This is a genomic window from Paenibacillus ginsengarvi (assembly GCF_003626695.1).
Lineage (GTDB): Bacteria > Bacillota > Bacilli > Paenibacillales > NBRC-103111 > Paenibacillus_AB > Paenibacillus_AB ginsengarvi.
Genome location: NZ_RBAH01000009.1, coordinates 172,913 through 198,373, shown reverse-complemented (window position 1 = coordinate 198,373; position 25,461 = coordinate 172,913). Strand labels below are relative to the sequence as shown.

Genomic DNA, 25,461 nt, shown 5'->3' with positions numbered 1-25,461 from the left:
TTATACAATACCAATGAACCGAATCGAAGGGTAGGCGAAACATGACCAAGTTGTTGGACTATATGATCAGTCCTTTGCCGATTCGCATCATCGAGCTGAAGGTCGACAAGGCGAAGCTGAAGATCAAAGGGCTGACGCTGCAGCAGTACGGGCATCTGCCCGGCCGAACGCCGATGCGCCGCAATTCGGCGTCCTCAACCTGGGCGTTTACCTACATCGTGCGGGGGAGCGGTACGTATCAGGTAGGGGACGGTCCGATTCAGCGGCTGGAAGCCGGAAGTTTATTCTGGGAATATCCGGGGGAGCTGTTTCACTTCGGCCCGGACCCGGGCAAGGATTGGGACGAATATTACGTCAACTTCGAAGGCCCCCGCGTAACGGAATGGCTGGACGGGCTTATCCAAGAGCCGAACAAAGTGTTTCGCGTCGGTATGGATAACAAGTGGATTCATAAGCTGGAGACGATCGGGGATTACATGGACAGCGGCATTGCCGATAACGTGGACCGGGCCGCCCTGCTGCTCGAATCGCTCGTATTCGAGTTTTGCAGCGCTAACGACAGCCGCAAGTCGAGCATTCACCCGGAACGCAAGCCGGAGATCGTGCTGTCCATCTTGGAGGACATCGGCGAAAGCCTCTACAAGCCGTGGAATGAGCAAGACATTTGGGAACGCAACCATATTTCGCGCTCCACGCTGCGGCGGATCGTGCAGCAGCATACGGGTTATGCGCTTAACGAATATGTAAACCGGCTGAAAATAGCGGAAGCGAAAAAGCTGCTGCGATTGACAAATTTGCAAATCAAGCAAATCGCGCAAATGCTCGGCTTCGAAGATATTACCTACTTCGCCCGGCTGTTTAAGAAGTTTGCCGGCATGTCGGCCATGACGTTTCGTTCGAAGCATCACGAGGTCGGCTGAATTGCGGTTGATTCCGTAAATCATCCAGCTATTTGCAAATATAGCGGCGATTCGGCAGGATAGCGCTAGGGAAACGGCGAATGGAGCCTGCGTACGATATTCCTTATTACGGAGGTACTGCCATGCCGGACAAGGCGCTTTTGGAAAATGTGATACAGGTCCGTACCGTCAAGCGCGATGTCACGCCGCTTATCGGCTTCGAAGGGGCTGGACTAGACGACGAAAAGAGACTGTTCAAGCGGTTAAACGAAACGTTTGAACTCATTGCCGGGGGAAAGCGTCCTCCTATGTACCTCGTCATTTTGATGCCGGGCTTTCGTCCCTTTGCGGCCGTCGAAGCTCCGGACAGCGGCCCGATTCCGAATGGCATGACCGCCTATACGATTCCGGCGGACGACTATGTTGTATTCGGGTTCGAGAAAGCCCACGTCGGTCTGTTTTGGAGCTCGATCTGCACGGAAGACAACCAGAAGAAATATAACATCGATTTGGCAAAGCCTCGTTTCGAAATCGGCACCCCCGAGCTGGAGACCGCCGGGCTGATCGAGTGGTATATCCCGATCCGCAGGTAATCGCCGCCATACAAAAAAGATGCCTTGACCCATCAACGTCGAGGCATCTCTTTTGCTTATTCGCGCAACCTGCTCCTACTTCGTTCCCGCTCCCTTTTTGCGCATACGGACAATGGCGAAGGCAGCGATAATCGCGATCAGCACCATTGCCGCGATCGTCATCGTCTTTCCGCCTCCGCCCGTTTCCGCAGCTGGAGCGGTGGAAGCTTCCGGCTGGGCCGTTTTCGTTTCGGAACCGCCGCTAGCCGGCTGCGACGCCTGAGCTTGCTCCGACAGCTTAACGGTAAACGAAAACTTGTTTTCGACCGGATGGCCGTCTCTGCCGATAATGCTCCACTTGACCGTGTATGTCCCGTTCGGCAAGCCCGATTCGAGCTTCCCGGACATTTTGTCTTTCTCGATCCGGATGCCGGATACTTTCCACAGCTCGTTAGTTTCCCCGCGCACTTCGAATGTACTGAGCGGTTCGATGTCCGTATTAAACTCCATCGTTACCTCTCCAGGCGACTTGTCGACCGTAGCTCCTCCTGCCGGAGAAGAGGACTTCAGCCCGGTGTGGGCCGATACGACAGCCGGAGCGAGCAGCATCAGCAAACCTAATACAATAGCGGAGAGCCATCTTTTCCTCATTTGAGCGCAACCTCTCTTTTCTTATCCTTACTGCCTTCCCCAAGTATATCAAACGCTTCCGCGCACCCAGCTTGCGGAAAAAGACAATTTTGCGAACAATCGCGCATCGCTGCTTTCTTCCGGCAACAATATGCTATGATGGTGGTGAAACGTAAGTTGAACGAATGTTTTGGATGCCCGTTCCATTCCATTTCTCCATTACACTCTGCTTATTCCGCAAGAGGATTCGTTCAACTTATATAGTCGCTATTCAAATTGAGGTGTATTCATGAACAAGCTTCGTATGTTCGGCTCCGTGGCGCTCGCGCTTGCCATGTTCGCCGTCAGCGCCTGCGGCAAATCCGCTGCGCAGGACGAGCACGGCGCGCATCGTACGGCCACGGGAGACATCCAGGAGAAGACCGCGTCGATCCAGACGCTGCCGTCGTTTCTCGATAAACAGCGCGAGGAAATACGAACCGCTTACCGGCTTGCCGCCCAATCGGCCGAGCTGCTGCGTTCGATTCCTTGTTACTGCGGCTGCGGCGAAAGTGCGGGACACAAGAGCAACGAAAACTGCTTCATTCAAGAAATCAAAAGCGACGGCTCCGTCGTTTGGGACGATCACGGCACCCGCTGCGGCGTCTGCATGCAAATCGCCGTTACGTCGTACCAGCTCAAGGAGCAGGGTAAATCGGCCAAAGAAATTCGGCAGATCATCGACGCTACATACAAGTCGGGCTATGCCAAGCCAACGCCGACACCGATGCCGAGCTGATAGAGCCGGCTAAAACACGAAAGCCTCTTTGCTTGATGGCAAGGGGCTTCTTTTTGGAGTGAATCGACCGATGTACGCCTATTTATCGGAAACGCTGCTGTACGTATGCTTCGCCTTCGTATGCGGAGCGGTCATCTGGAACGGTTTGCCGGTCGACGCCAGACCGGAAGCCCGCCTTCCCGGCTCCCTGCTGTTTAATGCAGTCGTCGGCATAGCGCTATTATCACTCGTGCCGGTCATCAAAAACACGCTTTTCCTGACCCAGTTCGCCGGCCCGTTCTGGGACATTATCGACGACGTGCTGCTCGAGCTGGAATTCGGCAAAGCCTGGCTCTGGATGTTCGGGATGTGCACCTTATTTCTCGCTCTGCTGGCGTTGCGCGACCCAAGCCGGAACCGCTGGGCCAACGGATTTGCCGGTCTGCTTGCGCTGGGACTGCTGTTTTCGTACGGATGGGCCAGTCACGCCGCCGGTCAATCGGAGTCGTGGGGATTTTTGGCACAGTCGTTCCATCTGGCGGCGGCCAGCGTCTGGATCGGCCTGCTGCTGATCGCCGGGTGGTTCGCCAACCCTTCCGACGGCTGGCTGCGCTTTCTGCGCTGGTTCCACCCGCTCTCCGTGCTGTGCGTGATCGTCATTGTCGCCGCCGGACTTATCATGATGGCTTACATTGTTCCGAGCTATCCGCAAAGCTGGATCATCTCGTACGGACAGGCGCTGCTCGTTAAACATCTGCTGCTCATTCCGGTCGTCGTATTCGGCTTTTTCAACGGCTTTGCGCTTCAATCGCGGCTAAAGATCCATCCGCAGTTCGATCCGCGCCCATGGTTCCGAGTGGAAAGCGTCATCATCCTGCTGCTGTTTGCGGCCACAGCCTTTATGGGCCAGCAGCGGCCGCCGCACGACGACCCGGAAAATCCGGAGCCGCTCGTCCCGTCCGCGCTATTCCGCTTGTTTCACGGCAGCGATGTAACGACCGATATGCGTCTAACGTTCGGCCTTCAGCCGGCCGGTATGCTGCTGGCCTTGGCAGCAGTAGCGCTTCTGCTGCTTCTGCTCCGGTCGTGGCGCCGTAATACGCCGCGTCTAGCTGCCGCCTTCGGGATCGGCTTCGCCGTCACCGCCTTTTTATCGATATTGCTGCTGGTTCGCTAAAACAGGGCAGCCAGTACGATGCTGCAAAAAAGAAAACTGCACCTCCAAATTGGCAGCTACATAGCCATTCGGGTGCAGTTTTTTTTTGCATATATTGTTATTCCTTACACTGTCGTTTGCAAGGCCTGCTCCGACTGGCACTCCTCGCAGATGCCGTACACCTCGAACCGGTGATTGACGATTTTGAACTTGCCGGGCAGGTTCAGTGTCTGCTCCATCGGGCAATACTCGAACGAAAGCGTCTTCTCACAATTGATGCAGATGAGATGATGATGGTGGTGATTCGTGCAGCTGCCGCGGAATTTGAGTCCCCCGTCCATAAAATAAAACTGCTCGAGCGCTCCCATCTCGCTAAGAAGCCGCAGGTTGCGATATACGGTGTCGAAGCTTACGCTCGGATAATCGACCGACATTTGATCGTATACGTCTTTCGGCGATAAGTAGCCGTCGTTTTTGACGAATATTTCGGCGAGCGTCCGGCGCTGCTCGGTAATTCTCCAGCCGTTCTTCGACATGATGTCGATGATCTGTTTCACTTTATCCGGTTCTGTCATGGATAGAGGTGTCCTTTCCGGGTGCGAATCCGCCCTGATGATGAGGCCTTGCCCGATAGCAGGCCGCTTGCGGCTCCGAATGCATTCTCAGTAAGGCCGGTCATTTCAGCTTTAGCAAAATCGCCCGTCGTTTCCCGACTTTGAATTGTCCGACCTGCTCGTAGCGGTCGTTCGTTATTTTCTGCTCTTTCGGCGCTACCAGAACAACGACCGATACGGGCGTAAGCAGCGGAGCGAGCCGGTCCAGCATCTGCCTCGCGGGATGCTCGGCCTCCGTCGTCCAGTCCACCAAATGTCCATACGGAAGATCGGATACAATCATGTCGAACTGCCTGCCCTGAAGCGCTCCGATAGGCTCCGTTGCATCCGCTGCCAGACAAGCAGTTGCCGGTCGTTCCGGGTGACTGGCGATGATCGCACCCAAACGCTCCGCGCTGTCCAGAGCTTCGCTGTGCGACGTTTTCCCATAGCTGTCGTACAGTTCCCGCAGCTGGCGAACCCGTTCGTTCAAGCCTTCCGCGGTCAGCAGCGACAAGTTGCGGGCGGCAAGCTCAACGGCCTGCGGGTCTATATCCGATGCGGCGATGTCCGCAATTAAATCCCCGTGTAAAAATCCGATCGCCGTCAGCATATAGGCCCCGCCCGCGCAAGGATCGTACAGGCGGTACGGGCCCGCGTTGCCCCGGCCGGTCAAATACGCTGCGGCCCGGCTAAAAAGCTCGCTGGCGAGACGTACCGGGAAAGCGGTAGTCCCACGGCCGTTATAGAGCACGCGGCCGCTCGCCAAATCCTCGAAGCTGTGCCGCTCGACTGCATGCCGATAATTCACTTCAATGTATCACTCCGTAAGCTGTTTTTCCTATTGTAGCACAATCGGCCCGCCGTATAAAACGTCCGCGCGACGGGCAGTCACGTCCTGGACCCGATAGCCGCCGCAATGAGAGGCCCGTGCAGCCTTCCGTCGTCGATGAACACCTTGTTCGTAATACCTCCGGTTACGACCCCGGCGACAAATACGTTCGGCACGTTCGTTTCATACGTGTGCGGATCGAACTCCGGCATTTTCGTTTCCTCATCGATCCGAATGTCCAGACTTTGCAAAAACTCGATATCCGGCTGGTAGCCGATAAGCGAGAACACAAAATCGTTCTCGATCTCGACTTCGCCTTCGTCCGTAAGCAGCCGCACCTGCTCCTCCCCGATCGACAGCACGCTCGACTGTGCATAAAACCGGATTCGCTCCTTCTCGATCATGTTGCGGATATCCAGCATAAGCGTAGGCTTGATCCCTTTCAGCACCGTTTCTCCGCGATGAACGAGCGTCACCTCCGCGCCATTGCGGTACAGATCGATCGCCGCTTCGACGGCGGAGTTTTTGCCCCCGACGACGAGCACCTTCATCCCCGCGTACGAATGGCCCTCGGTGTAGTAGTGGCGAACTTTGGAAAGCTGCTCTCCCGGCACGTTTATCCATCTTGGCTGATCGTATGTGCCCATCGCGATGACAACCGCTTCCGTCTCGTAATGCAGTTCCCGGCCGATGTGGTTAACGGCGGTTACTTGAAACGACGAGCCGTTCCGTTTCACGGCCGTAACCCGATGGAACGTTTTGACCCGAAGCCCCAGTCTCCCGACAACGGTCCGGTAATACCGCATCACTTCATTGCGCGTCGGGCGCTCCTCCTCCGACAAAAACGGGATTCCCCCGATTTCCAGCCGGTCGCTCGTGCTATATAATCTCATATTCGCGGGAAACGCCGTAATCGACTGGACGATGCCTCCCTTCTCCAGAACGAGACAATCGATCCCTCTCTCCTGCAATGCCGCCGCGGCTGATAATCCGCAAGGGCCTCCCCCGATCACGATCACTTTTTCCATGCTTGTGCCGCCTTCATCCTCTTATTGTCGTGCGTGTTACAGTAACAGATATTAGTTCACACATAACCTTTACTGTAGCATTTGAAAAAGCCTGTGTAAAGATTGGCAGCCGACGGGCTTGCATAGCAACGGCAAAAAGCCGCGAAGCCTGCTCTCCGCAGCACCCGCGACTTTTTTATCGTCCGAACTATACCCGCAGCTACACGCAGCCGTAGCCGAATTGTCCCGCTTCCGCGTCCTGCTCGTGAAGCGACAGGCTCGCGCCAAGCGAGCGCAGGCTGCCGATGATGTCGGAGTATCCCCGCTCGACATGCTCCACGCCCGTAATCCGGGTGCTGCCTTCGGCCACGAGCCCGGCCAGTACGAGAGCCATGCCGGCGCGCACGTCGGTGGCGTGAACCCAGTCGCCAATAAGCGGCCTGCCGCCCCGGATAAAGGCGCTCTCCTTGCGCTGCTCGATCTCCGCTCCCAGCCGGCGAAGCTGGGGCACGTGATTGAACCGGTGCGGAAACACTTTATCCGTTACGATGCTTTTGCCTCTCGCGAGCAGCAGGAGCGCCGTCATCGGCTGCTGCAGATCGGTGGCGAAGCCCGGATACATCGCGGTGCGGATACGCGTCGCTTTAACCTGGCCTGATCCGTAGGCCGTTATGGAGCTCTCGCCGGTCTCGATCTCGACCCCGACCTCCTTCAGCTTGGACAGGCAGGAGCTAAGATGCTCCGGTATGACGTCCTGCACCGTCACTTGTCCGCCCGTAACGCCGGCCGCGATGAGAAACGTACCGGCCACAAGACGATCGGGAATGACCGTGTGAATGCCGCCGTTCAAGTAAGGAACGCCTTCGATGCGAATACAGCGCGTTCCGGCGCCGTAGATGCGCGCTCCGAATTGGCACAGCAGCGTTGCCGTATCGACGACCTCCGGGTCCACAGCCGCATTGTACAGCACCGTTCTGCCCCGCGCCCGCACGGCGGCGAGCATACTGTTGATCGTGGCGCCGCACGTAATCATATCGAAGTAGATGTCCGCGCCCTTCAGCTCGGCCGCTTCTACGACGTAATGATCGTCATGCAGCGTCACTTTGGCGCCAAGCGCCTCGAACGCTTTCATATGCTGATCGATCGGCCTCGACTTGAAATCGTCCCCGCCCGGGAATCCGATCGTCACCCGGCCGAACTTTGCCAGTAGCGCGCCGGCAAAATAATAGGACGCCCGGTAGGCGGAAGCCTTGCCCGGATCGATCGTCGCGCTGTATATATACCTCGGATCAAGCTCGATGTCGCCATTATCGCATCTCGTCATACGCAGGCCGATTCCCTGGGCGATGCCGGCGATTTGCCGCATATCGTCCAGTTCGGGAATGCCTTCGAGCCTGACGATATCGTCGGCCAGACAAGAAGCGGCCAGCAGGGCTAGCGCGCTGTTCTTCGCGCCAGGAATACGAACCGAGCCCTGAAGCGGTCCCGCGGGTTGTACTCGAATGTATCGCATAGTGCAAGCCTCCGTTGTCGTTTACTTCGCACTTTCCTTCGCATCGGTCTCTAGTATGTAGCCGTTACCGCGCACGGCGCTGATCAGAAACGTATTTTTGTACTTTTTGCGAATCCGGTAAATGAGCGCGTTCAGCTCGTCCGTATGGACGTCGGGCGCCCCTCCCGGTCCAAGCGGCCGATCCGGCCAGACCGTTTGTTTAATATCGTGATACGTCACAAGCTGATTCGCATGCTTGTACATCAGATCGAGAAACAAATACTCTTTTTCGGACATGGCGATTGGCTTGCCGCCGACGACGCATTCGCGCTTTTCCCAATGAATCGTAGTCGCGCCGCTCGGCTCCTCCCACATCGCACTGCTAAGCGGTTCGAGCTCCAGCGTCTGCTCTCCGAACAAATAAGAGAAATGAATGACCGTAAGGCCTTTCGCAAGCTTTATGATATCGCCCGTCTGCAGCCGGTACGGCGTATGCGGAACTACTTTTTGACCGTTGATCTCGGTGCCGTTGGGGCTTCCCGAATCGTATAATACCGCGGCATCGTTTTCCCGGCGGATGACGAAATGGTTGCGCGATATAAAGGCGTTCGAGAACGAGAAATCGGGCGAAAAGCCTGCCGATGTTCGGCCGAATACCGTTTCCGGCATCGAAATATTCAGGCAGGTGCCGGGCCGAAACGGCTCCCCCCTGACAATGTATAAACAAGCGAACGTATCCAGTTGCATTCCCTCCGACATTGGTTTACGCCTATCTACTATCATACCTCAAACCGCCGACATATAAAATTATGAATCGGTGACGCTTCCCTCACAGCTGACTTATTCGAAATTCCGCCGCAAAGTGGAGCCCGAGCTTCATATTCGTTAAAAAAAACCGCCTCGGCATGGCGCCGGGCGGTTAACGCTTTCTGATAATCAGGAACGCGGCATCTCGATCCATTGATGCGGAGATAAAGCAGCCTTGAGGCCGTATTCAATAATCGTGATGATCGCCACCGTCTGGGCCGGATCGACTCCGCCTTCGCCCGTCTCGAAGAAACGGACGAGATTACGTATGAACGAGCCGAAAAAGTCCGATTCGATCTTGAGCGATTTCGCTTCGCCCGAGGCGTAATTAATCGTCGTCCCGAACGAGGTCGGATTGCCGAAATGATTGACGGTCGCCTGTCTGCCGTCCGCAAACCCGATCAGCAGCGAAGGAAAACGAGCGGTTCCGGTATACATGATACGCGTGACGTCACTGCCCATTAAGGCGACGATCGGCTCGATCTGATGAATCGAATAATTCTCGAATTTGCCCGGACCGAAGCTGAATATCGTGTCGATCCCTTCGCGGGACACCGCTTCGTATTCCGCCGCAAAACGGAGGGCGGACGAAGAATACATCGGCGTTCCGTGCTCGCTCGCCCACCCGAACAGCAGCTGGGCGGTTTTGCGGTCGGGAGCGAACGTTTTGTCAATGTACGTCGGTTTGCCTGAACGAAGCGGAAGCTCGGACAGCTCCTCGTGGAACTCCGGATGATCGGGCGATAGCACGATCAAGTAGTCGCTTTTTTCCACGACTTCTTCGATCGACGACAGCAGCTCGATGCCCTTTTTCGCACACCACTCGTTATTGCTGAGGCCGCCCGGCTTGTCGATTTTACCGTAAGCGTATGTAACCTGCATCTGGCCGTTTGTGGCCGCCTCGATCATAGCTGGATACTTCTCCGCATGCCATTCATCCAAAAAGTAATCGATAAATCCGATTTTTTTCATCCTAATCCCCTTCTCATCCGAAATCGTAACGGTTCAACCTAATCCCGTTCACCATTATAACAGAATGGAGATCATTTTCGTAAAATTTTTACCGTTTGGCGAAGAACTCCAAAATAATTGTCAAAGTCAGCAACGCAAACAAGCCCGTGACACGTATGGTCACAGGCTGTGCGGAAATACGGCTTACAGATTGTTGAACGTATCGGTCAGAACCGGCACGATTTGCGATTTGCGCGATACAACGCCCTTCAGAACGGTTTTGTTGTCGACAAGCGATACGTTGTACGCTTTCTCCACGACAGCAGCCGACTGGCCGAGCGCAAGGGCAACGGAATCGTTGTTCAAAATATCGGTAACGACGAATACGAACAAGTCCAGGCCTTTTTCCGCGATAATCGCCGACAGCGCTGCTTCCAGCTCAGTTTGGCGAGACAACACGTCGTTTGTATCAACGGCGTTGACTTGAGCGATCTCGACTTTTTTGCCGCCCATCGAAAACTCTTTGGAATCGAGCGAGATCAGCTGGGCGATCGTTTTGTCGCTTAAGTCAGCTCCGGCTTTGAGCATATTGAGGCCGTAGCTTGCGCTGTCGACGCCTGCAATTGCAGCAAGCTCCTGAGCGGCAGCAACGTCTTCTTCCGTGCAAGTAGGCGATTTGAATAAAAGAGAATCGGAAATAATGGCGGAAAGCATCAGTCCCGCGATCGGCTTCGAGATGGCGACACCGTTTTCCTTGTACAGCTTGTTCAAAATCGTAGCCGTACAGCCTACCGGCTCGGCGCGATAGTAAAGCGGATGGCTTGTCTCAAAGTTGGCGATCCGATGATGATCGATGACTTCGATTACGCGGACTTGATCGATATCCGACGCGCTTTGCTGGCGCTCGTTATGGTCGACAAGAATCACGTCGCTCGCCTCGCCGGCAACGGTTTCCACAAGGCGCGGAGCCTGAACTCCGAAGTAGTCTAGCGCGTACCCGGTTTCTCCGTTAACCGCTCCGAGACGAACGGCTTCCACGTCCTTGCCCAATTTGCTCTTCAAATCGGCATACGCGATGGCAGAGCCGATCGAATCGGTATCCGGGTTTTTGTGTCCGAAAATCAGTGTTTTTCCCATCCTAATATAGCTCCTCTGTTTTGGAAATAGCCAATCCGTTTTTATTATATCGTTTAATTCACTATATTCCTATGCTTTTACAGAGATTTTTTGGAAGGGAATCGTTTTAGCCCTTCGAGCTTTATCCGGCAGCTTGTCTTACTCCAAAAAATCTTTCAGACGTTTGCTGCGGCTAGGGTGTCTCAGCTTGCGCAGAGCCTTTGCCTCGATCTGACGGATGCGTTCGCGCGTGACGCCGAACACTTGTCCGACTTCCTCCAGCGTGCGGGTGCGTCCGTCATCCAGACCGAATCGCAGGCGCAGCACATTCTCCTCGCGCTCCGTCAGCGTATCGAGCACATCCTCGAGCTGTTCCTTGAGCAGCTCGAAAGCGGCGGCGTCGGCCGGAGCGAGCGCATCCTGATCCTCGATAAAATCGCCAAGATTCGAATCGTTCTCTTCGCCGATCGGCGTCTCAAGCGATATCGGATCTTGCGCGACCTTCATGATCTCACGCACTTTCTCGTCGGAGATGTCCATCTCCTTGGCGATCTCTTCTGGCGTCGGCTCGCGGCCGAGCTCTTGCAGCAGCTGTCTCGATATGCGGATAAGCTTGTTGATCGTCTCGACCATATGTACCGGAACACGGATCGTTCTGGCCTGGTCGGCGATCGCCCGCGTAATGGCTTGGCGAATCCACCACGTCGCGTACGTGCTGAACTTGTAACCTTTCGAGTAATCGAACTTCTCGACAGCTTTAATCAGTCCCATATTGCCTTCCTGAATCAGGTCGAGGAACAGCATCCCTCTCCCGACATACCGTCTCGCGATGCTGACGACGAGACGCAGGTTCGCCTCGGCGAGCTGCCGCTTCGCCTCTTCGTCGCCCTGCTCGATGCGTTTGGCCAGCTCGACCTCGGCTTCGCCCGACAACAATTGGACGCGTCCGATTTCTTTCAAATACATACGAACCGGATCGTTAATCCCTATACCTGGCGGCAAGGATAGATCGTTATTATCGGTAAATTCGTTCCGGTCCTGATCATCGTGTATCATGGAATCTCTATTGTTTGCATCAAGCGATAGCTTCTTATCAGATCCCGAACGCCCGTCATTCGCCATAAATCGGCTTCATCCTCCCTGGTAAAGAAAACAAAGTTATCCGTGCAGTTGTGTCAAGTCGTTTATCCGCATCCCGATTGACAAATCGACAAGATTATGGTAATGTAATTTTGATGAAGGAAATGTTTACATAAATTCTATCCGGCATTATATCATGATTATTTACAAATTTCAATACAAATATAGCTGCTTCCCCTCATTCGCAGGGAGCTTTTTTTATGCAGGTGACCAAATAAACATCCAAGACCTCTGCCGGTGCTGTTACAAAGCAGCCCGGCAGAGGTCTTTCTTGCAGCTTCAATTGTCTTCTACCTTCTGGCGCGATCCACATACTCATGCCAGATGTCGCTCTCCTCGTCCGTCATGGTTCCGCTCATCGTGGAGAAATCGATCATTCGGTCAAAACGGTCCTTCAGCAGCATAAACTGCTGGAACGATACCATCATTTTGTTCAGCGACGCCGAGCGGGCTACTTGTTCCAAGTTGCCGACATCGGGACAACCGCTCATCTTAAGGGTGTGTAGGTGCTCCAGCCCAGCCACGGCCGACATATCCCGGACCGCAGTGTCGTTCATCTCCAATTCCTCAAGCTTGACGCAGCCCTTCAAAAACTCCAGATTGGAAAGCGAGACGCCCTCCAGCTCCACCTTGCGCAAATGGACAAGCTTCCCGATCGCGGCCAATTCCGCTTCGGTCACGCTGTCCAGACCGGAAATCGTCAGCTCCCGAAGCTGATTCAGCTCCGCTAAGCTGCGAAGCTGCTTGGCATCCGGCTTCGAAATTTTCAGAGTGCGCAGGCTTTTGATCGGTTTTAACGGTGAAAGATCGCGGACCGGCGTTTGCTGAGCGTCCAGTTCCTTTAATTTGGGAAGTGCGCTAAGAGGCGACAGGTCGGTAACGGTCGTCCCGGTAATAATCAGCTCCTGCAAATGCTCGAGATGCTGCAGCGGACTAAGGTCCGTCACCGGATTTTTCCCGAGATACAGCTGCTTCAGCTGCTTGCAGCCGCTCAAAGCTTCGATGGAACGAATCTCATTCGCGCTCAGAACCAACTCGCGAACGTCTTCGCATCGTTCGAGCGGAGTTATATGCGTCAGCCCCTCGCGTATAAAACGAAGCTGCTTCGCCCGTACAAATCGTTCCGGCGAACCAAAAGCCGATTCGATCCGCTGCCGCCATTCGTCATCCAATCCTTCATACCATATCTGCACGTCTGCAGCACCTGGCTGTGCCTGTCTCGCCTCAAGCACGGGAAGCTCCAGATTACGGATGGCATCCAGGAAGTGAACGGCCCCGTCGCGGCCTAAGCTCCATGTACGGTATTCTTCCTCTTGCACGATGTTGTAACTGCCGGCTTTCGCGGTATCCCGGATAAATTGCAGAAAACAAGTGAGGTTACGGGCGATCACATACTTAATCTCTTCATCTCGGCCGAAATTGATCACCTGTCCCTTTACACCGTTTGCGTCCGGGTCCAGGTCGACGCCGATGTTATTACCGCCCCAATCTTTGCTGATCGGCAGCCAATACCGGTTGATGTACCTTTCTTTGATCCACCCGGCCGGTACGGAATGATGACCGCTTTCCACCGCGTAGCCTTCCTCCAGCTCGGCCCATACGTTCCACTCGGACAACATTTCGCTCAGCGAGAGAAACGGCATCCCAAAAAAGAAGCCTGTCCCCTCTTCTTTTTCTCCATTATGGATCTGATACAGCTCCCTCAGCTCCGCAGGCAGAGCAAAACCCAGTTCTTCCTCCGCCAGGCGAAGCTCGGCTTCCGTCACAGGCGGGTTAAGCGATTCGGCCAACTCGGGAAGCTCTTCCCGCAGTTTATCTATGATCTCTTGTATCGATTTTCTCATTGCGCCCCGTCCCCCTTGAAGCTTGCCTCAGCTCCGTATTCAATAAATCAGTGCCCTCATCAATTCCTTCGGCGCTTGATCGTATTATGTATTATAAATATATAAATTCTGCTGCCTGTTTGGACAGCGGTCTTTGTACCCATTTCATTTCCGGCGGCGTTAAATTTTGCGTATTTTTCCCGAACTGGGGCATGTCGGAGCCTGAAGCCGCATAGGATTGTAACTCAGACTCCATTTTTCTTCGAGGAGGTATACCGGATGCCAGCGATTATATTCGCCCCGATCAAAATTACAGGCGCCGATGGAGCAGTCACATTTGGCGATGTGCTGCAAATATCGCCGAACAGCTCCAGCAAAACCTATTCCGGCTCAGGGGGAGGCAATGTCGGCGATTTTTCGACGGCGATCTCGCTGCTGAGCTTTACGATCACTTCCGATCCCGATCTGGTCGACTCCATCTCAGTGCTGCGGGGATAACCCGCCCTGACGCGATCCGCCGTGTGCGCTCGACTGAGACAAGAAACCCTGATGCGCCGGCATCAGGGTTTCTTGCCGTTAATCGAGAAAACGGACGTACACTTCATGCGGCGGTTTTTTCCTTTTCCACTTTTTCATATGCAGCTGCATCACTCCGCCTTTGTACACCGCTTTGCAGCTTTCCGGAACAACCGGCGAAGACAGCCGGATCGTCTGTTTTTTGCCGCTGTCCCCTCCGTCCAGCTTGACGTGATTCATTGCCGTGAACACGCTGATGCTGCGTGCCTGCTCCTGGTCCGGGATATGGATTTTGACGATCACATTGTTATGAGTTTCGAACACTTCCGTTTGATATAATGCACCTAGCTTCGAGGCGTCGACCTGAGGAAACGCTTTCGTCATGACGTCCTTGACGACCTGATCCACCCAGGCCGTATTTTTGTTCAACTCGCTTTGCGCCAGCGGGAATTTGCCTCCAAAAAACTGCTCGAAGCTTTTCCAATCGAAATTGGACATAAAATCTTTGCGAATATCGTCCATGCACCCCACTCCTTCTACGCACCAGTATATGCCCAGGAAGCGCGCGGCATGATAAGGCGCCGGTGATTCGGTATCATACCCGCCTGGCTGCACACATACAATGGGAATAACGACATTTAGAGCAAGGATGTGTGCATAATGCCTGCCATCGTCGGGATCGTCAAAGTGCTCAACGTAGGCCCCAGTTCGATTTTCCATATTGGCGATTCGATTCAATTGGCGCCCCAAAGCACATCGAAAACGTTCGCGGGCGCGGGCTCATTTAATACGGGAGATGCGGTTCATACGTATAACGCCATAAACAGCACCAATACGTTTGACGCGGATGTCGCCGATACGAATGCGATCTCAGCGAACGGGGCGGGTGTTCTGTAGCTATGAATCTGATCGTGCATCAGAGCATCGTGATTCATCAGTTGCGAGTCGAGGCGGTTTCCAATTCCTCGGTGCTTCAAATCGGCAGCGCCGGAATGATCAAGGGACTATCCAATCTGTACAATACCGGCGGCTTCTCCGGTCCCGCCCCGGCTGTTACAGCCAGTACTGGAGAGGTAGGCGCCGAGTCGCTCGTTCCGCTGCCCTCCCCTACATAAAGTACCTAAACACTTACATGCAGACCGATCCCGATAGAAAGGGGAGTTCCCACATGATTCCGCTGCCGCCTCCGTCCTATTTCCAGCAGTTGAACGCCTATTTGAACGCACAAGCGCAGAAAGTCCAGGAGTTAGAGAGGCGGGTCGGCCAGCTGCAGCAGGAGCTCGAAGCGCTAAAAAAACAGCGTGGAGTGACAGTGGAAAAAATCGAGTACAAATTCGATCAGCTCAAAATCGAAAAGCTGGACGGAACGCTTCATATCGGCATTTCCCCGGATCTCAGTAAATCGATCGAAGATTTATCGGTAGGCGGCCAGTCTCTGCAGATGACGGATGCCAAGACGGATATGCGATCCCCTGTACGTATTGCGATCGATTCGTTTCTGGACGATGAATGTCCGCGGCTCATCAGGGAACTGCAAGCCAGCAAGCGTCTTACACTTGGCGATACATATGCGGATGTGATGATACAAGATATGAAAAATCAGGTTGACGGCCGCATCTCTTACTACACACAAACGATATCGGACGATGCTTCCTCAGGCGGAGACAAATCACCCCTCATCATAAACAAAATCAAATCGGATATTACGGTCGCCATCGAGAGGCATTTGGAACAAAAAAGACAACAATCGGAGGTCGATACATGAACTTTTACGTAGAAAACAAACAATTGTGCGTAGGCGTAATCCGCGTTACGGGAGTAGCCAGCTCTTCGGTACTGCTAGTCGGAGATACGAACGAAATTTCACTCTCCTCGATATTCGATACGCCTCCGGAGTCGCTTATTATCGGCCCGCTCGTTCCGCTGACCGCAGAGAGATGAGGTGACGGGATTGGTACGAATATCGGCCGTCCGGCGAATCGACATAAACGATATCGGTCTCGCTTCGATCTGTCTGCTCGGCGATTGCGTGGAAATTGTACCGACCGCACAAGCTCTCGCCGTACAGCGGCAATACAGCATTTATAACGGAAACGAAGGCGCCCTGTCGGCCTTCCCTATTTTCCGAAGACCTATTCCCGTTCCGTCCTGTACGAATGAGGTCCATATGCAGGTTATGAATCGCAATCCGTACATCGCCGTTGACGAAGTGGATATACTCGCCTTCTCCTCCTCGGCCATTATGCAGGTCGGCAGCAATGAGCGTATTCGCTGCGTTAACCGGCTCAAACATATCCGGCAGCTCGTTCACCGCCCTGGCGAGGCGCGGCTGACTTAACTACTATAAAATAAAAAAAACAAAAAAAAGCTTGAGCAATCAAGCTTTTTTTTGTTTTTTCAAGCCAGTGTGCAATTAGAAGTACCGATTCGCTCTATGGGTCACTTCGGAGATTTTTACCGAAGCCGGAGTACGCCCATATCAAACCGAACAGCCAGCAGCCACTGGCCAAATAGCCGCCGACGACATCGCTCGGATAATGCACCCCCAAATAAATCCGGCTGTATCCGATTGCCGCTATAAACAACGTGCTGACGGCGATGAGCAGGGCACGGCCGGCTTTATGGGGAATATGCCGCCACAGCAAATAGGCGATTGTCGCATACAAGCAAAACGCCGCCATCGAATGGCCGCTCGGAAAGCTATAACCCGGTGCGTCGGCAAGCCGGTATATCGTCGGACGAGCCCGCTGAAAGAGCAGTTTTAGCAAAACATTCAGCGCACCCGCCCCGCCGACCGATATGGCGAGCAGCAGCAGCTCCTTGCGGTGTCCAAGAACGGTAAACAGGAACAGGCCCGCAGCGGCTGTAATCAAGGCGACCGGCACTTTTTCGCCGATCAGGCTAAGCAGCTTCATAACCGCCGTCAAACCGGGCGACTCCGTCCCTTGTACGGCTGCAATGACGGCGCGATCCCATCCGTTGATCACTCCGCTGCCGATCAGCATGGCGATGACGCCGAAGCCCGCAGCGCACAAAAAACTGGCCGCCAGGGCGAGCGTGAACCTTGTGATCCAGCGTTTGATGAACATAGTCGGTAATGGCTCCTTCATTCAGCAATCGCAGTATGGGCGCGATGCTCAAGGTGTCAAGATCAGTATGCCGCCCATTTCTAATGAAATTCTCATAATAGCACCGAACGCAGCGGAGCACAAGCATTCGCCGGGCCAGCGCCAAATCATGTTAATTTTTTTTGTGTTACGCTTGTATCAAGCGACACCGAGAATATTACATTCGAGGAGGACAACTTATCATGACAACTAACAACAAACGTTTTGGACGAGCATATATAACATTCGGATTAAGCTTCGCGATGCTGTTTTCAGGCAGTCTTGCACTGGGGACAACTTCGGCTCACGCGGAAACGGCATCCCGTTACGACACAGCGGCAAACTGGACCGATTTGAACAATTTCTTGAATCAGGATTGGAACCAGAACTGGAATCCGGACTGGAACCAAGATTGGAATCAAGGCGGCAACGATAACAATGGTAATCATGGCGGGAATAACGGCTCCGGCAATGCGGGCGGCTCGAATTCCGGATCGGATTCGGATACCGGTTCGGGATCGAACACCGGAGGCGATTCGAAGCCTTCGGCAGGCTCATCGGCAGCCAGCGACATTATTGCGAAGGGCAAAACGTTTATGGGCACCCCGTACAAATTCGGCTCCAAATCCGGCAATACCAAGTCGTTTGACTGCTCTTCTTTCACGCAATATTTGTTCGAACAGGCGGGAATCTCGATTCCGCGATCGTCGAAGGAGCAATCTACGTTCGGGACGTATGTGCCGCGCAGCGAGCTGAAGCCGGGCGATCTTGTGTTCTTCTACTCCCCGGTTCATCACGTAGCGCTTTATATCGGCAACGGTAAGATTTTGCACACGTACGGCGAGCCAGGCGTTACGATCAACGATCTGAACTCCGGCTGGTGGGACGAGCATTACACGACAGCACGCCGCGTCATCAAGCAGTAAGCCTTGAGGAACCTGGAGAAATCCGGGTTCTTTTTTTTGTAAATAAGATGATGCGATTGTTGCCATAATGGTATAGACAGAAAGGAAGCTCTTCAAACCGGCAATTTTTAGGCAAAAATCGAAACTACGTTCGCTTCCGCACGTATATAACAGTATCAGAAAAACTTATAAGCAGAAGCCGGCTTCTATCGTCAACCTGCCAAGTTGGACTGAAATTATTCGATCCTATTAGGAGGAATTGGTTTACTAATGGAAACCGACGGTCATTCATCATCCTTATCCAGCTTGCTCAAGAAAGGAAACGCCTCATCCGGCGCGGCCGCGATCGGCAATATCGGCATCGCCATCATCAAAGGAATTGCCGCATTCGTAACAGGCAGCGGCACTATGTTCGCCTCGACCATGCACTCCATCGCCGACGCCGTCAATCAAGGCTTCGTGTATGTAGGCAGCATCCTGTCCGAGCGGGAGCCGACAAAACGGTTTCCGACCGGCTTCGGACGTCTCATCAACATCTTTTGTATGGTCGCCGTTATCGTCGTATCGATCATGGCCTATGAAACAATCAAAGAAGGCGTGCATCTGATTCAGCACCCTACCGTCTCCCACGGTTTTTGGCTGAACTTCGTCGTGCTCCTCATCTCGCTTGCGATCGATGGGTACGTTCTCATAAAGGCAATGAAGGAAATCGTCCGCGAAACTCGCGCAACAACGAAAGGCGCGGGCCTCGTGAGAGCCGCTTTTCAAAACGTCAAACGGGCCGCTCCGCCGACAAGACTCGTTTTTTACGAAGATTTGGTCGCAACGACCGGCGCTCTGCTTGCCATGATCGCCGTTGTCGTAACGTCCTTCAGCAACTTCGCGATACTGGACGGCGTCACGACGATTCTGATCGGTTTGCTTATGATCGGCGTCGCGTTCCGGGTCGGCTACGACAATATGGTCGGTTTGATCGGTGTCGCTGCACCGCTTGATGTCGAGCGCAAAATCGCCGATATTATTTTGTCCGATCCGGACGTAACGGATATTAACAAAATGAGGATCATTCAGGAAGGCCGGTTTTATCACGTGGAAGGGTACATCGAGCTGCGCAAGGGCCTTACGCTCGCTGTCGCGGACGACATCAAGTTCCGCGTTCGGGACAAGCTGCTCGCTGATCCGGATATCGCCGACGTAACGCTCGGCATCATTGAGGATAACGGCGTCATCGATTGGAATCCCGCAGTTCAGCAAGTGTAATGTAGGTACGAAAAAAAAGCTGGTTCTCTCGAAACCGGCTTCTTTTTTTTGCCGCTCATACAAGTCAAGTCATAACTCAAGCCTGATTGAGGCTACGATCGGTCTGTGATCGGATGCCAGCGACTCGATGACGCTTGTTTCCTTCACTCGCAGCCCGTCCCCGGCCAGTATGTAGTCAATTTTGCTGCGCGGCTCATCTGCTGGAAACGAAAGCCCCGGGTCGCTCCCCCTTATGGACCACGTGTCGCCGAACCGTTCGAACAGCCGCTCTAGCTCCGGCGCTTCCGGCCCGGCATTGAAGTCGCCAAGCAGCAGCTTACCCGAGCTTTCGCCCACGATATCCAGCATCTCCGTCACTTGAAGCTGCCGCAGAGCCGGATTGGGGCGATAATCGAGATGGGTCACATACACCGTCACAGCCGTACCGTCCACATCCAGCACCGTTTCGGCAAAACCCGGCATCGGGGTCGGGGGCGCTTCACGATCCTGAGTCGAAAGCCGGGTCAAGCGATGGTTCGCGGCACGAACGATCGGAAAGCGGCTCAAGACGGCAACGCCAAATTGACGGTTTGGCTCCCCCTCCCGCTGCGGCGGAAGATCGTAAACAGGAGCAGTATAATAAAACATCCCGAGCGCTTGCGCAAGCTCCTCCACCGTATGTCCGAATCGGCTTCGCGGCCCCCAGTGCACATCCGCCTCCTGAAGCCCAATCATATCCGCCCCCGCTTGCCGGATCACGCCGGCGATCCGATCCATATCGAATACACCGTCCATACCGATTCCGGAATGAATGTTGTAGCTCATGATTTTGAAAGCAGTCATCTTCATCCTCCCGCCTGGATACTCGATTAGTCTGGATACATGTATTCGCAGATTGACGGACATTTCCTGCTTTTTTCGGCAAACGGCATCCATATTTGTTATGATAGTGCCGATCAACCTTAAATCGAGGATGTGCTCAATCGTGAAAATTCAACTGCTTGTAGCGGACGATGATCCCCATATCCGGGAATTGCTTCGGTTTTTATTCCATCAGGAAGGTTATGCTGTCTTCGAAGCGGAGGACGGAATTGCAGCAACACGGCTGATGGAGAAGGAACAGATTCATCTCGCCGTGGTCGATATCATGATGCCCGGTATGGACGGGCTGGAGCTGTGCCGCGATATTCGGCGCCATTACGATATCCCCGTCATCCTGCTGACGGCTAAGGGCGAGTTAATCGATAAGGAAAATGGCTATTCGTCGGGGACGGACGACTATCTGGTCAAGCCGTTCGAGCCGAAGGAGCTGCTGTTCCGCATCCGGGCGCTGCTGCGGCGCTACCAGATCGTATCGGCCGAGGAAATCCGCCTAAACGATACGGTTATTGACCGGAAAAGCTATGAGGTGCGGATCGGCGGCGAACCGCTCGTCATTCCGCTCAAGGAATTCGAGCTGCTGGCGCAGCTGGCCGGCCATCCGGGCCGCATTTTTACAAGAGAGCAGCTGCTTCGGCTCATCTGGGGCGCTGACTTCGAAGGCGACAGCAGAACGATCGACGTCCATATCAAACGGCTGCGCGAGCGATTTCAGGACCGGACCGGCGACTTCGTTCTGACAACGGTCAGAGGTCTCGGCTACAAACTCGAGGTGCGCGGCTCATGAGAACGTTATATTTTCGAATCGTCCTCACCTTTATCGGGATCGCCGTTGCGAGCGCTATTCTCGGCCTGCTCGTCACAAACGTTTATTACTTGACGAAGCTGCGTGACTTTAACGACCAAAAAATGATCCATATTGCAACGGAATTCAAGCGGCTGTACGAGCAGACGCCGGGGGCGGATGCGAACGCGTATTTAAGCGGAGTCGCGGAAATGGGATTTCAGATTTATGTTGTAAACGGGTCGGAGAACGGCGTATCGTACGGCGCTCCTTTCAAACATCGGAAAATCGATGACGCTTCGATTCGTGCGGTTTTAAACGGCGGCATTTATAACGGAATGATGCAGGAACGGCATCTGCTCACAGTAACCGGATTTTTCGAGAACAGCATCCGTAACAGCGTCGGTTTGCCCGTACGCGTTCAAGGTGAAACGCAGGCGTGGTTTATTCGGCCGAATCTCGAACAGCAAATTGGAGAAGTACGCGTTTTAGTCGCGGTCTTGCTTTCTGCTACTTTCCTTTTCAGTCTCGTCTTCATCGTCATATTATCCCGGTATATCGTAAGGCCGGTCAAGCAGCTGACGGAGGCTACAAACCGGATCGTCGGCGGGCAATACGACATCGAACTGGACGTAACGAGAAAGGACGAGATCGGCAATCTGGCCCGGCACTTTACCCATATGGCCCAAGCGTTAAAGCGGCTTGACGCGATGCGGCAGGAATTCGTCGCCAATGTGTCGCATGAAATCCAATCTCCCTTGACATCGATCCGGGGCTTTGCGCAGTCGATACTTGACCGACAGGCGAGCCCGGAGGAGCAAGAACGGTATCTTCGCATCATCGCGGACGAAAGCACGCGATTGTCTTCGCTAAGCAAACAGCTGCTCACCCTGGCCGCGCTCGACAAAGAAACGGGAGAGGTCAAACGCGCATCATACCGGCTGGACGAGCAGATCCGGCAAGTTCTGATCGTGACTGAATGGGAATGGTCGGAGAAGCAGCTGTTTATCGAGCCGGAGCTTCCGGAAATCGTCATTTCCGGGGATGCGGATCTGCTGTATCAGGTCTGGTTCAACCTGATCACGAACAGCATCAAATTTTGCAAGCCCGGCGATTGCATTGCCGTATCGATCACCTCGGACGACGGTATCGTCGTCACCGTCCGCGATACGGGACCGGGAATTTCGGCCGAGGAGCTGCCCCATATTTTCGATCGGTTCTACAAGGCGGACAAGTCCAGGAGCCGCACAAAAGCAGGCAGCGGGTTAGGTCTCGCCATTGTCCGCAAAATCGTCGAGCTGCATGGCGGCACGATCGAGGCGAGCAGCGCGCCCGGCAAGGACACGATTTTTACCGTAAAACTCCCCCAACTGTAATACTCCGTTCATCGTCCATTCATATTCCTGTCCTACAATCATAGCAGAATCAGGACAGGAGGTTATGAAGATGTCGAAACATCCTCTGCAAAAACTGGCCCGCGCGGTCAGCAGCCGAAAGGGCGCCATCACGGTCATCGTCGTGTGGCTGCTCGCCATCGTTCTGCTGAGCGGCATCGCACCGGGCTCGAAACCATACGCGACAAGCAGCGGAGAAGGCAGCATACACGAGGACACGCCTTCCGCCATCGCTCAGCAGATCATGAACGAGCAGTTTCCGTCCAAGGACGGCTTGACGGCGCTGCTCGTCTTTCACACTACGGACTCGTTCACGGCGCAAAACCGGACCGTCGTCTCGGACATTAGCCAGTGGCTGGCGTCGGACCGGAAGCCGGAGCACGTCGCAAGCGTCCTTCCCTTCCATCAGCTTCCAAAGCAGGTGCAGGACCAGATGATATCCAGTGATGGTACTACGCTAATTATAAACGCCGCATTGGACAAAAATTTGCCGTCCGATCAAGTGTACGACACGCTGAAGCAAATACGGGACTATGCGGATGAGCATAGCGGCGGCCGCGTGCAGCTCGAAATTACCGGTCCGGCCGGTATCGCTGCGGATACGATTACGCTGTTCAAAAACGCCGACTTCGTGCTGATGTTCGCCACGATCGGCCTGATCCTCGTCATTCTGATCGTCATCTACCGTTCCCCGCTGCTGGCCGTTATCCCGCTGCTCATCTCGGGAATCGTCTATCAGGCGACCGATCGCTTTCTCGGACTTGCGGCCAAGAACGGCTGGTTTGTCGTCGACAAACAGGCGCTCTCGATCATGATGATTCTGCTTTTCGCCGTACTGACCGACTACTGTCTGTTCGTGTTGGCCCGTTTCCGCGAAGAGCTCAAGAAGAACGGCTCCAAGTACGACGCCATGCGCGCAGCCTTATCCCAAGTGGCCGAGCCGATTCTGTTCAGCGGCGGGACCGTGCTTGTGGCGATGCTGACGCTGTTCGCTACCGTCTTCAAGCCTTATCACCATTTTGCCCCGGTATTTTCCGTGGCGATGGTTGTCATTCTTCTCGGCGGCTTGACTTTGATTCCCGCGCTGTTCGCTTTACTCGGCCGGAATGTGTTTTGGCCGTTTGTACCGAAACTACTCGACGAAGCCGTGAAACCTACCGGAATGTGGACCCGCATCGGTTCGTTCGTTTCGAGGAAGCCTGGCGTTCCGGCAACCGCCTTGCTGCTGCTGCTCGTGCTCGGCTCGCTAAACGTATTTTCGATGAACTACTCGTATAATCTGATGAAGTCGTTCCCGGAGGATATTTCGTCCCGACGCGGCTTCGAGCTGCTCGAGCAAAGCTTTCCGCCAGGCCAGCTCGCTCCCGTATCTGTTATTCTTCAATCGAATAAAGACATTAATCTGGATGCCGCCTTTACGGAAAAGCTGGTTCGGCTGACCGATTTGCTGAAGCAGGAAGAAGGCGTGCAGTCGGTATCTCCGGCCGTAACGAGCCAGTTGACGGGGTCAAACGCGGTTGTACCGCGAAACTTCCTGGCGGAGTCGAAACGGGCGATCAAGCTGCAAATCACGCTGCAAAACAATCCTTACGATGCGTCCTCGCTGGATGCCGTTAGCCAGTGGCGCGAAAACAGCGAGAAGCTGCTTCGTGAAGCCGGCTTCGACCCGGGGGCCATCACGCTCCATTATGCCGGTCAAACGGCCGACCAGGTCGATGTGAGAGCGATGAATCAGCGGGATACGATCGTCAGCTTTACGCTAATCTCCCTGTTCATCGGCGTTATGCTTGCGTTTCAGGCGCGTTCCGTCGTGATTGCCTTTACGATGCTCACCACGATGCTGCTCTCGTATACAGCCACGCTCGGTATCGGCTGGCTGCTATTCCATTACGTGCTCGGCTTCGAATCGATCAGTTACCGGATGCCCGTCTATTCGTTCGTCTTCCTCATCGCGCTCGGGGTCGACTACAACATTATGCTAGTGTCGCGGATTCGCGAGGAAGCGCGGAAGCGGGAATGGAAAGAAGCGGTTAGCCGGGGAGTGGCCATGACCGGAGGTGTCATCTCTTCCGCAGGCATTATCCTCGCTGCTACGTTCTGCGTCCTTATTACGCAGCCGCTGCAGGAGCTGTACTTGTTCGGAGCGATTATGGCGATCGGCATTTTGATGGATACGTTTCTCGTCAGAGGCATGCTGCTGCCTGCGCTGCTTATCTGGATTGGCAGACGCGGCAGCGACCGAAGCGTCGGTCCGTTCTCCGGTGTAGCGGGGAATGAAACCCTGTCTGCAGGAAGCTCCAAACCAAATGCTTGATGATGTGAGGACAGCGGGCTTTCGGAAGTGAACTTAAATACGAATAGCAATCAGGAGGTATTCCTATGTTCGGAGTGTACTTGTTTCTGCATCTTACCGGTCTCATGATATGGTTGGGAGCGCTGCTTGCCGTCGTCGTCATGCTGGTGATGATGAAAAAGCAGCTAGGCGAGGGCGCGTCCCGGTTGCTCGCTAATCGGATCATTCGCACGTTCGGCCTGTTCGCGCATCCCGGAGCGGTTGTCGTTCTCGTCAGCGGCGTACTGATGATCATCCAGATGGGCCTCGGGAGCGACAAGCCTCTGTGGCTTAGTTTGATGGAGAAAGGCGGCGGCATGATCATCCTGCTCGCTCTCGTGCTGACCGGCATACTCGGCAAAAAAGCGCGAACGCGGTTAAACGCAGCATCCGCCGGAACTGTTCGCCTCTCGGGGTATATTGCGACGAATGCCGGCTTTATCGTGCTGATCGTATCGCTTGTGCTCGTCGTCAGCTTGAAGCTATAGAGGCGGACAACCGCAAGGCACATGCAGTTGCGCCGTTTGCAG

General features: G+C 54.3%; 28 protein-coding genes and 1 pseudogene. 16 read left to right on the top strand and 13 right to left on the bottom strand.

The genetic code is table 11. The annotated features are described in order from the left end of the window. The first annotated feature begins 41 nt into the window (after positions 1-41). The gene (locus D7M11_RS36135; RefSeq protein ID WP_147433439.1) at positions 42-920 is read left to right on the top strand and encodes an AraC family transcriptional regulator; all 879 of its coding nucleotides are present in this window, start codon (positions 42-44) and stop codon (positions 918-920) included. An 80-nt stretch (positions 921-1,000) separates the two neighbouring features. Continuing rightward, a complete protein-coding gene (locus D7M11_RS14740) occupies positions 1,001-1,492 on the top strand; it encodes a GyrI-like domain-containing protein (RefSeq protein ID WP_120747992.1) in 492 nt (163 codons plus the stop codon). A gap of 75 nt (positions 1,493-1,567) precedes the next feature. Here D7M11_RS14740 and D7M11_RS14735 read toward each other — a convergent pair whose 3' ends face one another. Then, positions 1,568-2,122 (bottom strand): copper resistance CopC family protein, encoded by a 555-nt coding sequence (locus tag D7M11_RS14735; RefSeq protein ID WP_120747991.1) that lies wholly within the window; start codon positions 2,120-2,122, stop codon positions 1,568-1,570. A 268-nt stretch (positions 2,123-2,390) separates the two neighbouring features. Between D7M11_RS14735 and D7M11_RS14730 the strand changes: the two genes are divergently transcribed. Beyond that, the gene (locus D7M11_RS14730) at positions 2,391-2,879 is read left to right on the top strand and encodes a PCYCGC motif-containing (lipo)protein (protein ID WP_168928306.1); all 489 of its coding nucleotides are present in this window, start codon (positions 2,391-2,393) and stop codon (positions 2,877-2,879) included. Between the two features lie 58 nt (positions 2,880-2,937). Next, on the top strand, positions 2,938-4,035 hold the full coding sequence (locus tag D7M11_RS14725) for a copper resistance D family protein (protein ID WP_147433438.1): 1,098 nt from the start codon (positions 2,938-2,940) through the stop codon (positions 4,033-4,035). Between the two features lie 104 nt (positions 4,036-4,139). On the opposite strand, the gene D7M11_RS14720 is transcribed toward D7M11_RS14725, so the two are convergent. From D7M11_RS14720 to D7M11_RS14680, 9 genes are all read right to left on the bottom strand, one after another. Then, a complete protein-coding gene (locus D7M11_RS14720) occupies positions 4,140-4,589 on the bottom strand; it encodes a Fur family transcriptional regulator (RefSeq protein WP_120747989.1) in 450 nt (149 codons plus the stop codon). Between the two features lie 100 nt (positions 4,590-4,689). Continuing rightward, a complete protein-coding gene (locus D7M11_RS14715; protein WP_158606608.1) occupies positions 4,690-5,418 on the bottom strand; it encodes a hypothetical protein in 729 nt (242 codons plus the stop codon). An 80-nt stretch (positions 5,419-5,498) separates the two neighbouring features. Then, positions 5,499-6,467, bottom strand: a complete 969-nt coding sequence (locus D7M11_RS14710; protein ID WP_120747987.1) for a YpdA family putative bacillithiol disulfide reductase — start codon at positions 6,465-6,467, stop codon at positions 5,499-5,501. 199 nt (positions 6,468-6,666) lie between these two features. Then, entirely contained in the window at positions 6,667-7,959 is a 1,293-nt protein-coding gene (murA, locus tag D7M11_RS14705; protein WP_120747986.1) for a UDP-N-acetylglucosamine 1-carboxyvinyltransferase, read from the bottom strand. Positions 7,960-7,980: 21 nt separating this feature from the next. Further along, positions 7,981-8,607 carry an FHA domain-containing protein gene (locus tag D7M11_RS14700; RefSeq protein WP_240041115.1) on the bottom strand — a complete coding sequence of 209 codons (627 nt, stop codon included), beginning with the start codon at positions 8,605-8,607 and terminating at the stop codon, positions 7,981-7,983. A gap of 267 nt (positions 8,608-8,874) precedes the next feature. Continuing rightward, entirely contained in the window at positions 8,875-9,717 is an 843-nt protein-coding gene (locus tag D7M11_RS14695) for a Gfo/Idh/MocA family oxidoreductase (RefSeq protein ID WP_120747985.1), read from the bottom strand. A 183-nt stretch (positions 9,718-9,900) separates the two neighbouring features. Further along, a complete protein-coding gene (locus tag D7M11_RS14690; RefSeq protein WP_120747984.1) occupies positions 9,901-10,833 on the bottom strand; it encodes a manganese-dependent inorganic pyrophosphatase in 933 nt (310 codons plus the stop codon). Positions 10,834-10,971: 138 nt separating this feature from the next. Continuing rightward, the gene (gene rpoD, locus D7M11_RS14685) at positions 10,972-11,868 is read right to left on the bottom strand and encodes an RNA polymerase sigma factor RpoD (RefSeq protein ID WP_240041114.1); all 897 of its coding nucleotides are present in this window, start codon (positions 11,866-11,868) and stop codon (positions 10,972-10,974) included. 374 nt (positions 11,869-12,242) lie between these two features. Further along, a complete protein-coding gene (locus tag D7M11_RS14680; RefSeq protein ID WP_120747983.1) occupies positions 12,243-13,796 on the bottom strand; it encodes a leucine-rich repeat domain-containing protein in 1,554 nt (517 codons plus the stop codon). Positions 13,797-14,054: 258 nt separating this feature from the next. Here D7M11_RS14680 and D7M11_RS14675 point away from each other — a divergent pair, with 258 nt between their 5' ends. Further along, positions 14,055-14,273, top strand: a complete 219-nt coding sequence (locus D7M11_RS14675; RefSeq protein WP_120747982.1) for a spore germination protein — start codon at positions 14,055-14,057, stop codon at positions 14,271-14,273. Positions 14,274-14,351: 78 nt separating this feature from the next. On the opposite strand, the gene D7M11_RS14670 is transcribed toward D7M11_RS14675, so the two are convergent. After that, on the bottom strand, positions 14,352-14,813 hold the full coding sequence (locus tag D7M11_RS14670) for a CS domain-containing protein (RefSeq protein WP_120747981.1): 462 nt from the start codon (positions 14,811-14,813) through the stop codon (positions 14,352-14,354). A gap of 138 nt (positions 14,814-14,951) precedes the next feature. Here D7M11_RS14670 and D7M11_RS14665 point away from each other — a divergent pair, with 138 nt between their 5' ends. Genes D7M11_RS14665 through D7M11_RS14645 form a run of 5 tightly spaced genes read left to right on the top strand, consistent with a single transcriptional unit; the run spans position 14,952 to position 16,629 of the window. Continuing rightward, positions 14,952-15,188: a spore germination protein gene (locus D7M11_RS14665; RefSeq protein ID WP_120747980.1), complete on the top strand. Its 237-nt coding sequence runs from the start codon at positions 14,952-14,954 to the stop codon at positions 15,186-15,188. 2 nt (positions 15,189-15,190) lie between these two features. Next, a complete protein-coding gene (locus tag D7M11_RS14660; RefSeq protein WP_120747979.1) occupies positions 15,191-15,406 on the top strand; it encodes a spore germination protein GerPB in 216 nt (71 codons plus the stop codon). A gap of 53 nt (positions 15,407-15,459) precedes the next feature. Then, positions 15,460-16,056, top strand: a complete 597-nt coding sequence (gene gerPC / locus D7M11_RS14655; protein WP_158606607.1) for a spore germination protein GerPC — start codon at positions 15,460-15,462, stop codon at positions 16,054-16,056. After that, positions 16,053-16,232, top strand: a complete 180-nt coding sequence (locus D7M11_RS14650) for a spore gernimation protein GerPD (RefSeq protein WP_120747977.1) — start codon at positions 16,053-16,055, stop codon at positions 16,230-16,232. Before gerPC ends, D7M11_RS14650 begins: the two co-directional genes overlap by 4 nt. A 10-nt stretch (positions 16,233-16,242) precedes the next feature. Then, positions 16,243-16,629: a spore germination protein GerPE gene (locus D7M11_RS14645; RefSeq protein WP_158606606.1), complete on the top strand. Its 387-nt coding sequence runs from the start codon at positions 16,243-16,245 to the stop codon at positions 16,627-16,629. Between the two features lie 94 nt (positions 16,630-16,723). On the opposite strand, the gene D7M11_RS14640 is transcribed toward D7M11_RS14645, so the two are convergent. After that, positions 16,724-17,380 (bottom strand): phosphatase PAP2 family protein, encoded by a 657-nt coding sequence (locus D7M11_RS14640; protein WP_158606605.1) that lies wholly within the window; start codon positions 17,378-17,380, stop codon positions 16,724-16,726. 545 nt (positions 17,381-17,925) lie between these two features. On the opposite strand from D7M11_RS14640, the pseudogene D7M11_RS14635 reads away from it, so the two are divergent. Together D7M11_RS14635 and D7M11_RS14630 are read left to right on the top strand one after the other, a co-directional pair. Then, positions 17,926-18,324 (top strand): annotated as a pseudogene (locus D7M11_RS14635) (C40 family peptidase); the annotation flags it as partial. 249 nt (positions 18,325-18,573) lie between these two features. Further along, positions 18,574-19,563, top strand: coding sequence for a cation diffusion facilitator family transporter (locus D7M11_RS14630; protein WP_120747974.1), 990 nt, complete (start codon positions 18,574-18,576; stop codon positions 19,561-19,563). A 69-nt stretch (positions 19,564-19,632) separates the two neighbouring features. On the opposite strand, the gene D7M11_RS14625 is transcribed toward D7M11_RS14630, so the two are convergent. Further along, the gene (locus D7M11_RS14625; RefSeq protein WP_120747973.1) at positions 19,633-20,385 is read right to left on the bottom strand and encodes an endonuclease/exonuclease/phosphatase family protein; all 753 of its coding nucleotides are present in this window, start codon (positions 20,383-20,385) and stop codon (positions 19,633-19,635) included. A gap of 142 nt (positions 20,386-20,527) precedes the next feature. Between D7M11_RS14625 and D7M11_RS14620 the strand changes: the two genes are divergently transcribed. The 4 genes from D7M11_RS14620 to D7M11_RS14605 all read left to right on the top strand — a co-directional run bounded on the left by D7M11_RS14620 (position 20,528) and on the right by D7M11_RS14605 (position 25,419). Beyond that, positions 20,528-21,208 carry a response regulator transcription factor gene (locus D7M11_RS14620; RefSeq protein WP_120747972.1) on the top strand — a complete coding sequence of 227 codons (681 nt, stop codon included), beginning with the start codon at positions 20,528-20,530 and terminating at the stop codon, positions 21,206-21,208. Next, positions 21,205-22,581, top strand: coding sequence for a sensor histidine kinase (locus D7M11_RS14615; protein WP_120747971.1), 1,377 nt, complete (start codon positions 21,205-21,207; stop codon positions 22,579-22,581). The genes D7M11_RS14620 and D7M11_RS14615 overlap by 4 nt, the downstream gene beginning before the upstream one ends. A 70-nt stretch (positions 22,582-22,651) precedes the next feature. After that, complete coding sequence (locus D7M11_RS14610) at positions 22,652-24,913, top strand: MMPL family transporter (protein ID WP_240041113.1); 2,262 nt, start codon at positions 22,652-22,654, stop codon at positions 24,911-24,913. Between the two features lie 65 nt (positions 24,914-24,978). Then, positions 24,979-25,419: a hypothetical protein gene (locus tag D7M11_RS14605; protein ID WP_120747969.1), complete on the top strand. Its 441-nt coding sequence runs from the start codon at positions 24,979-24,981 to the stop codon at positions 25,417-25,419. Positions 25,420-25,461 lie beyond the last annotated feature (42 nt).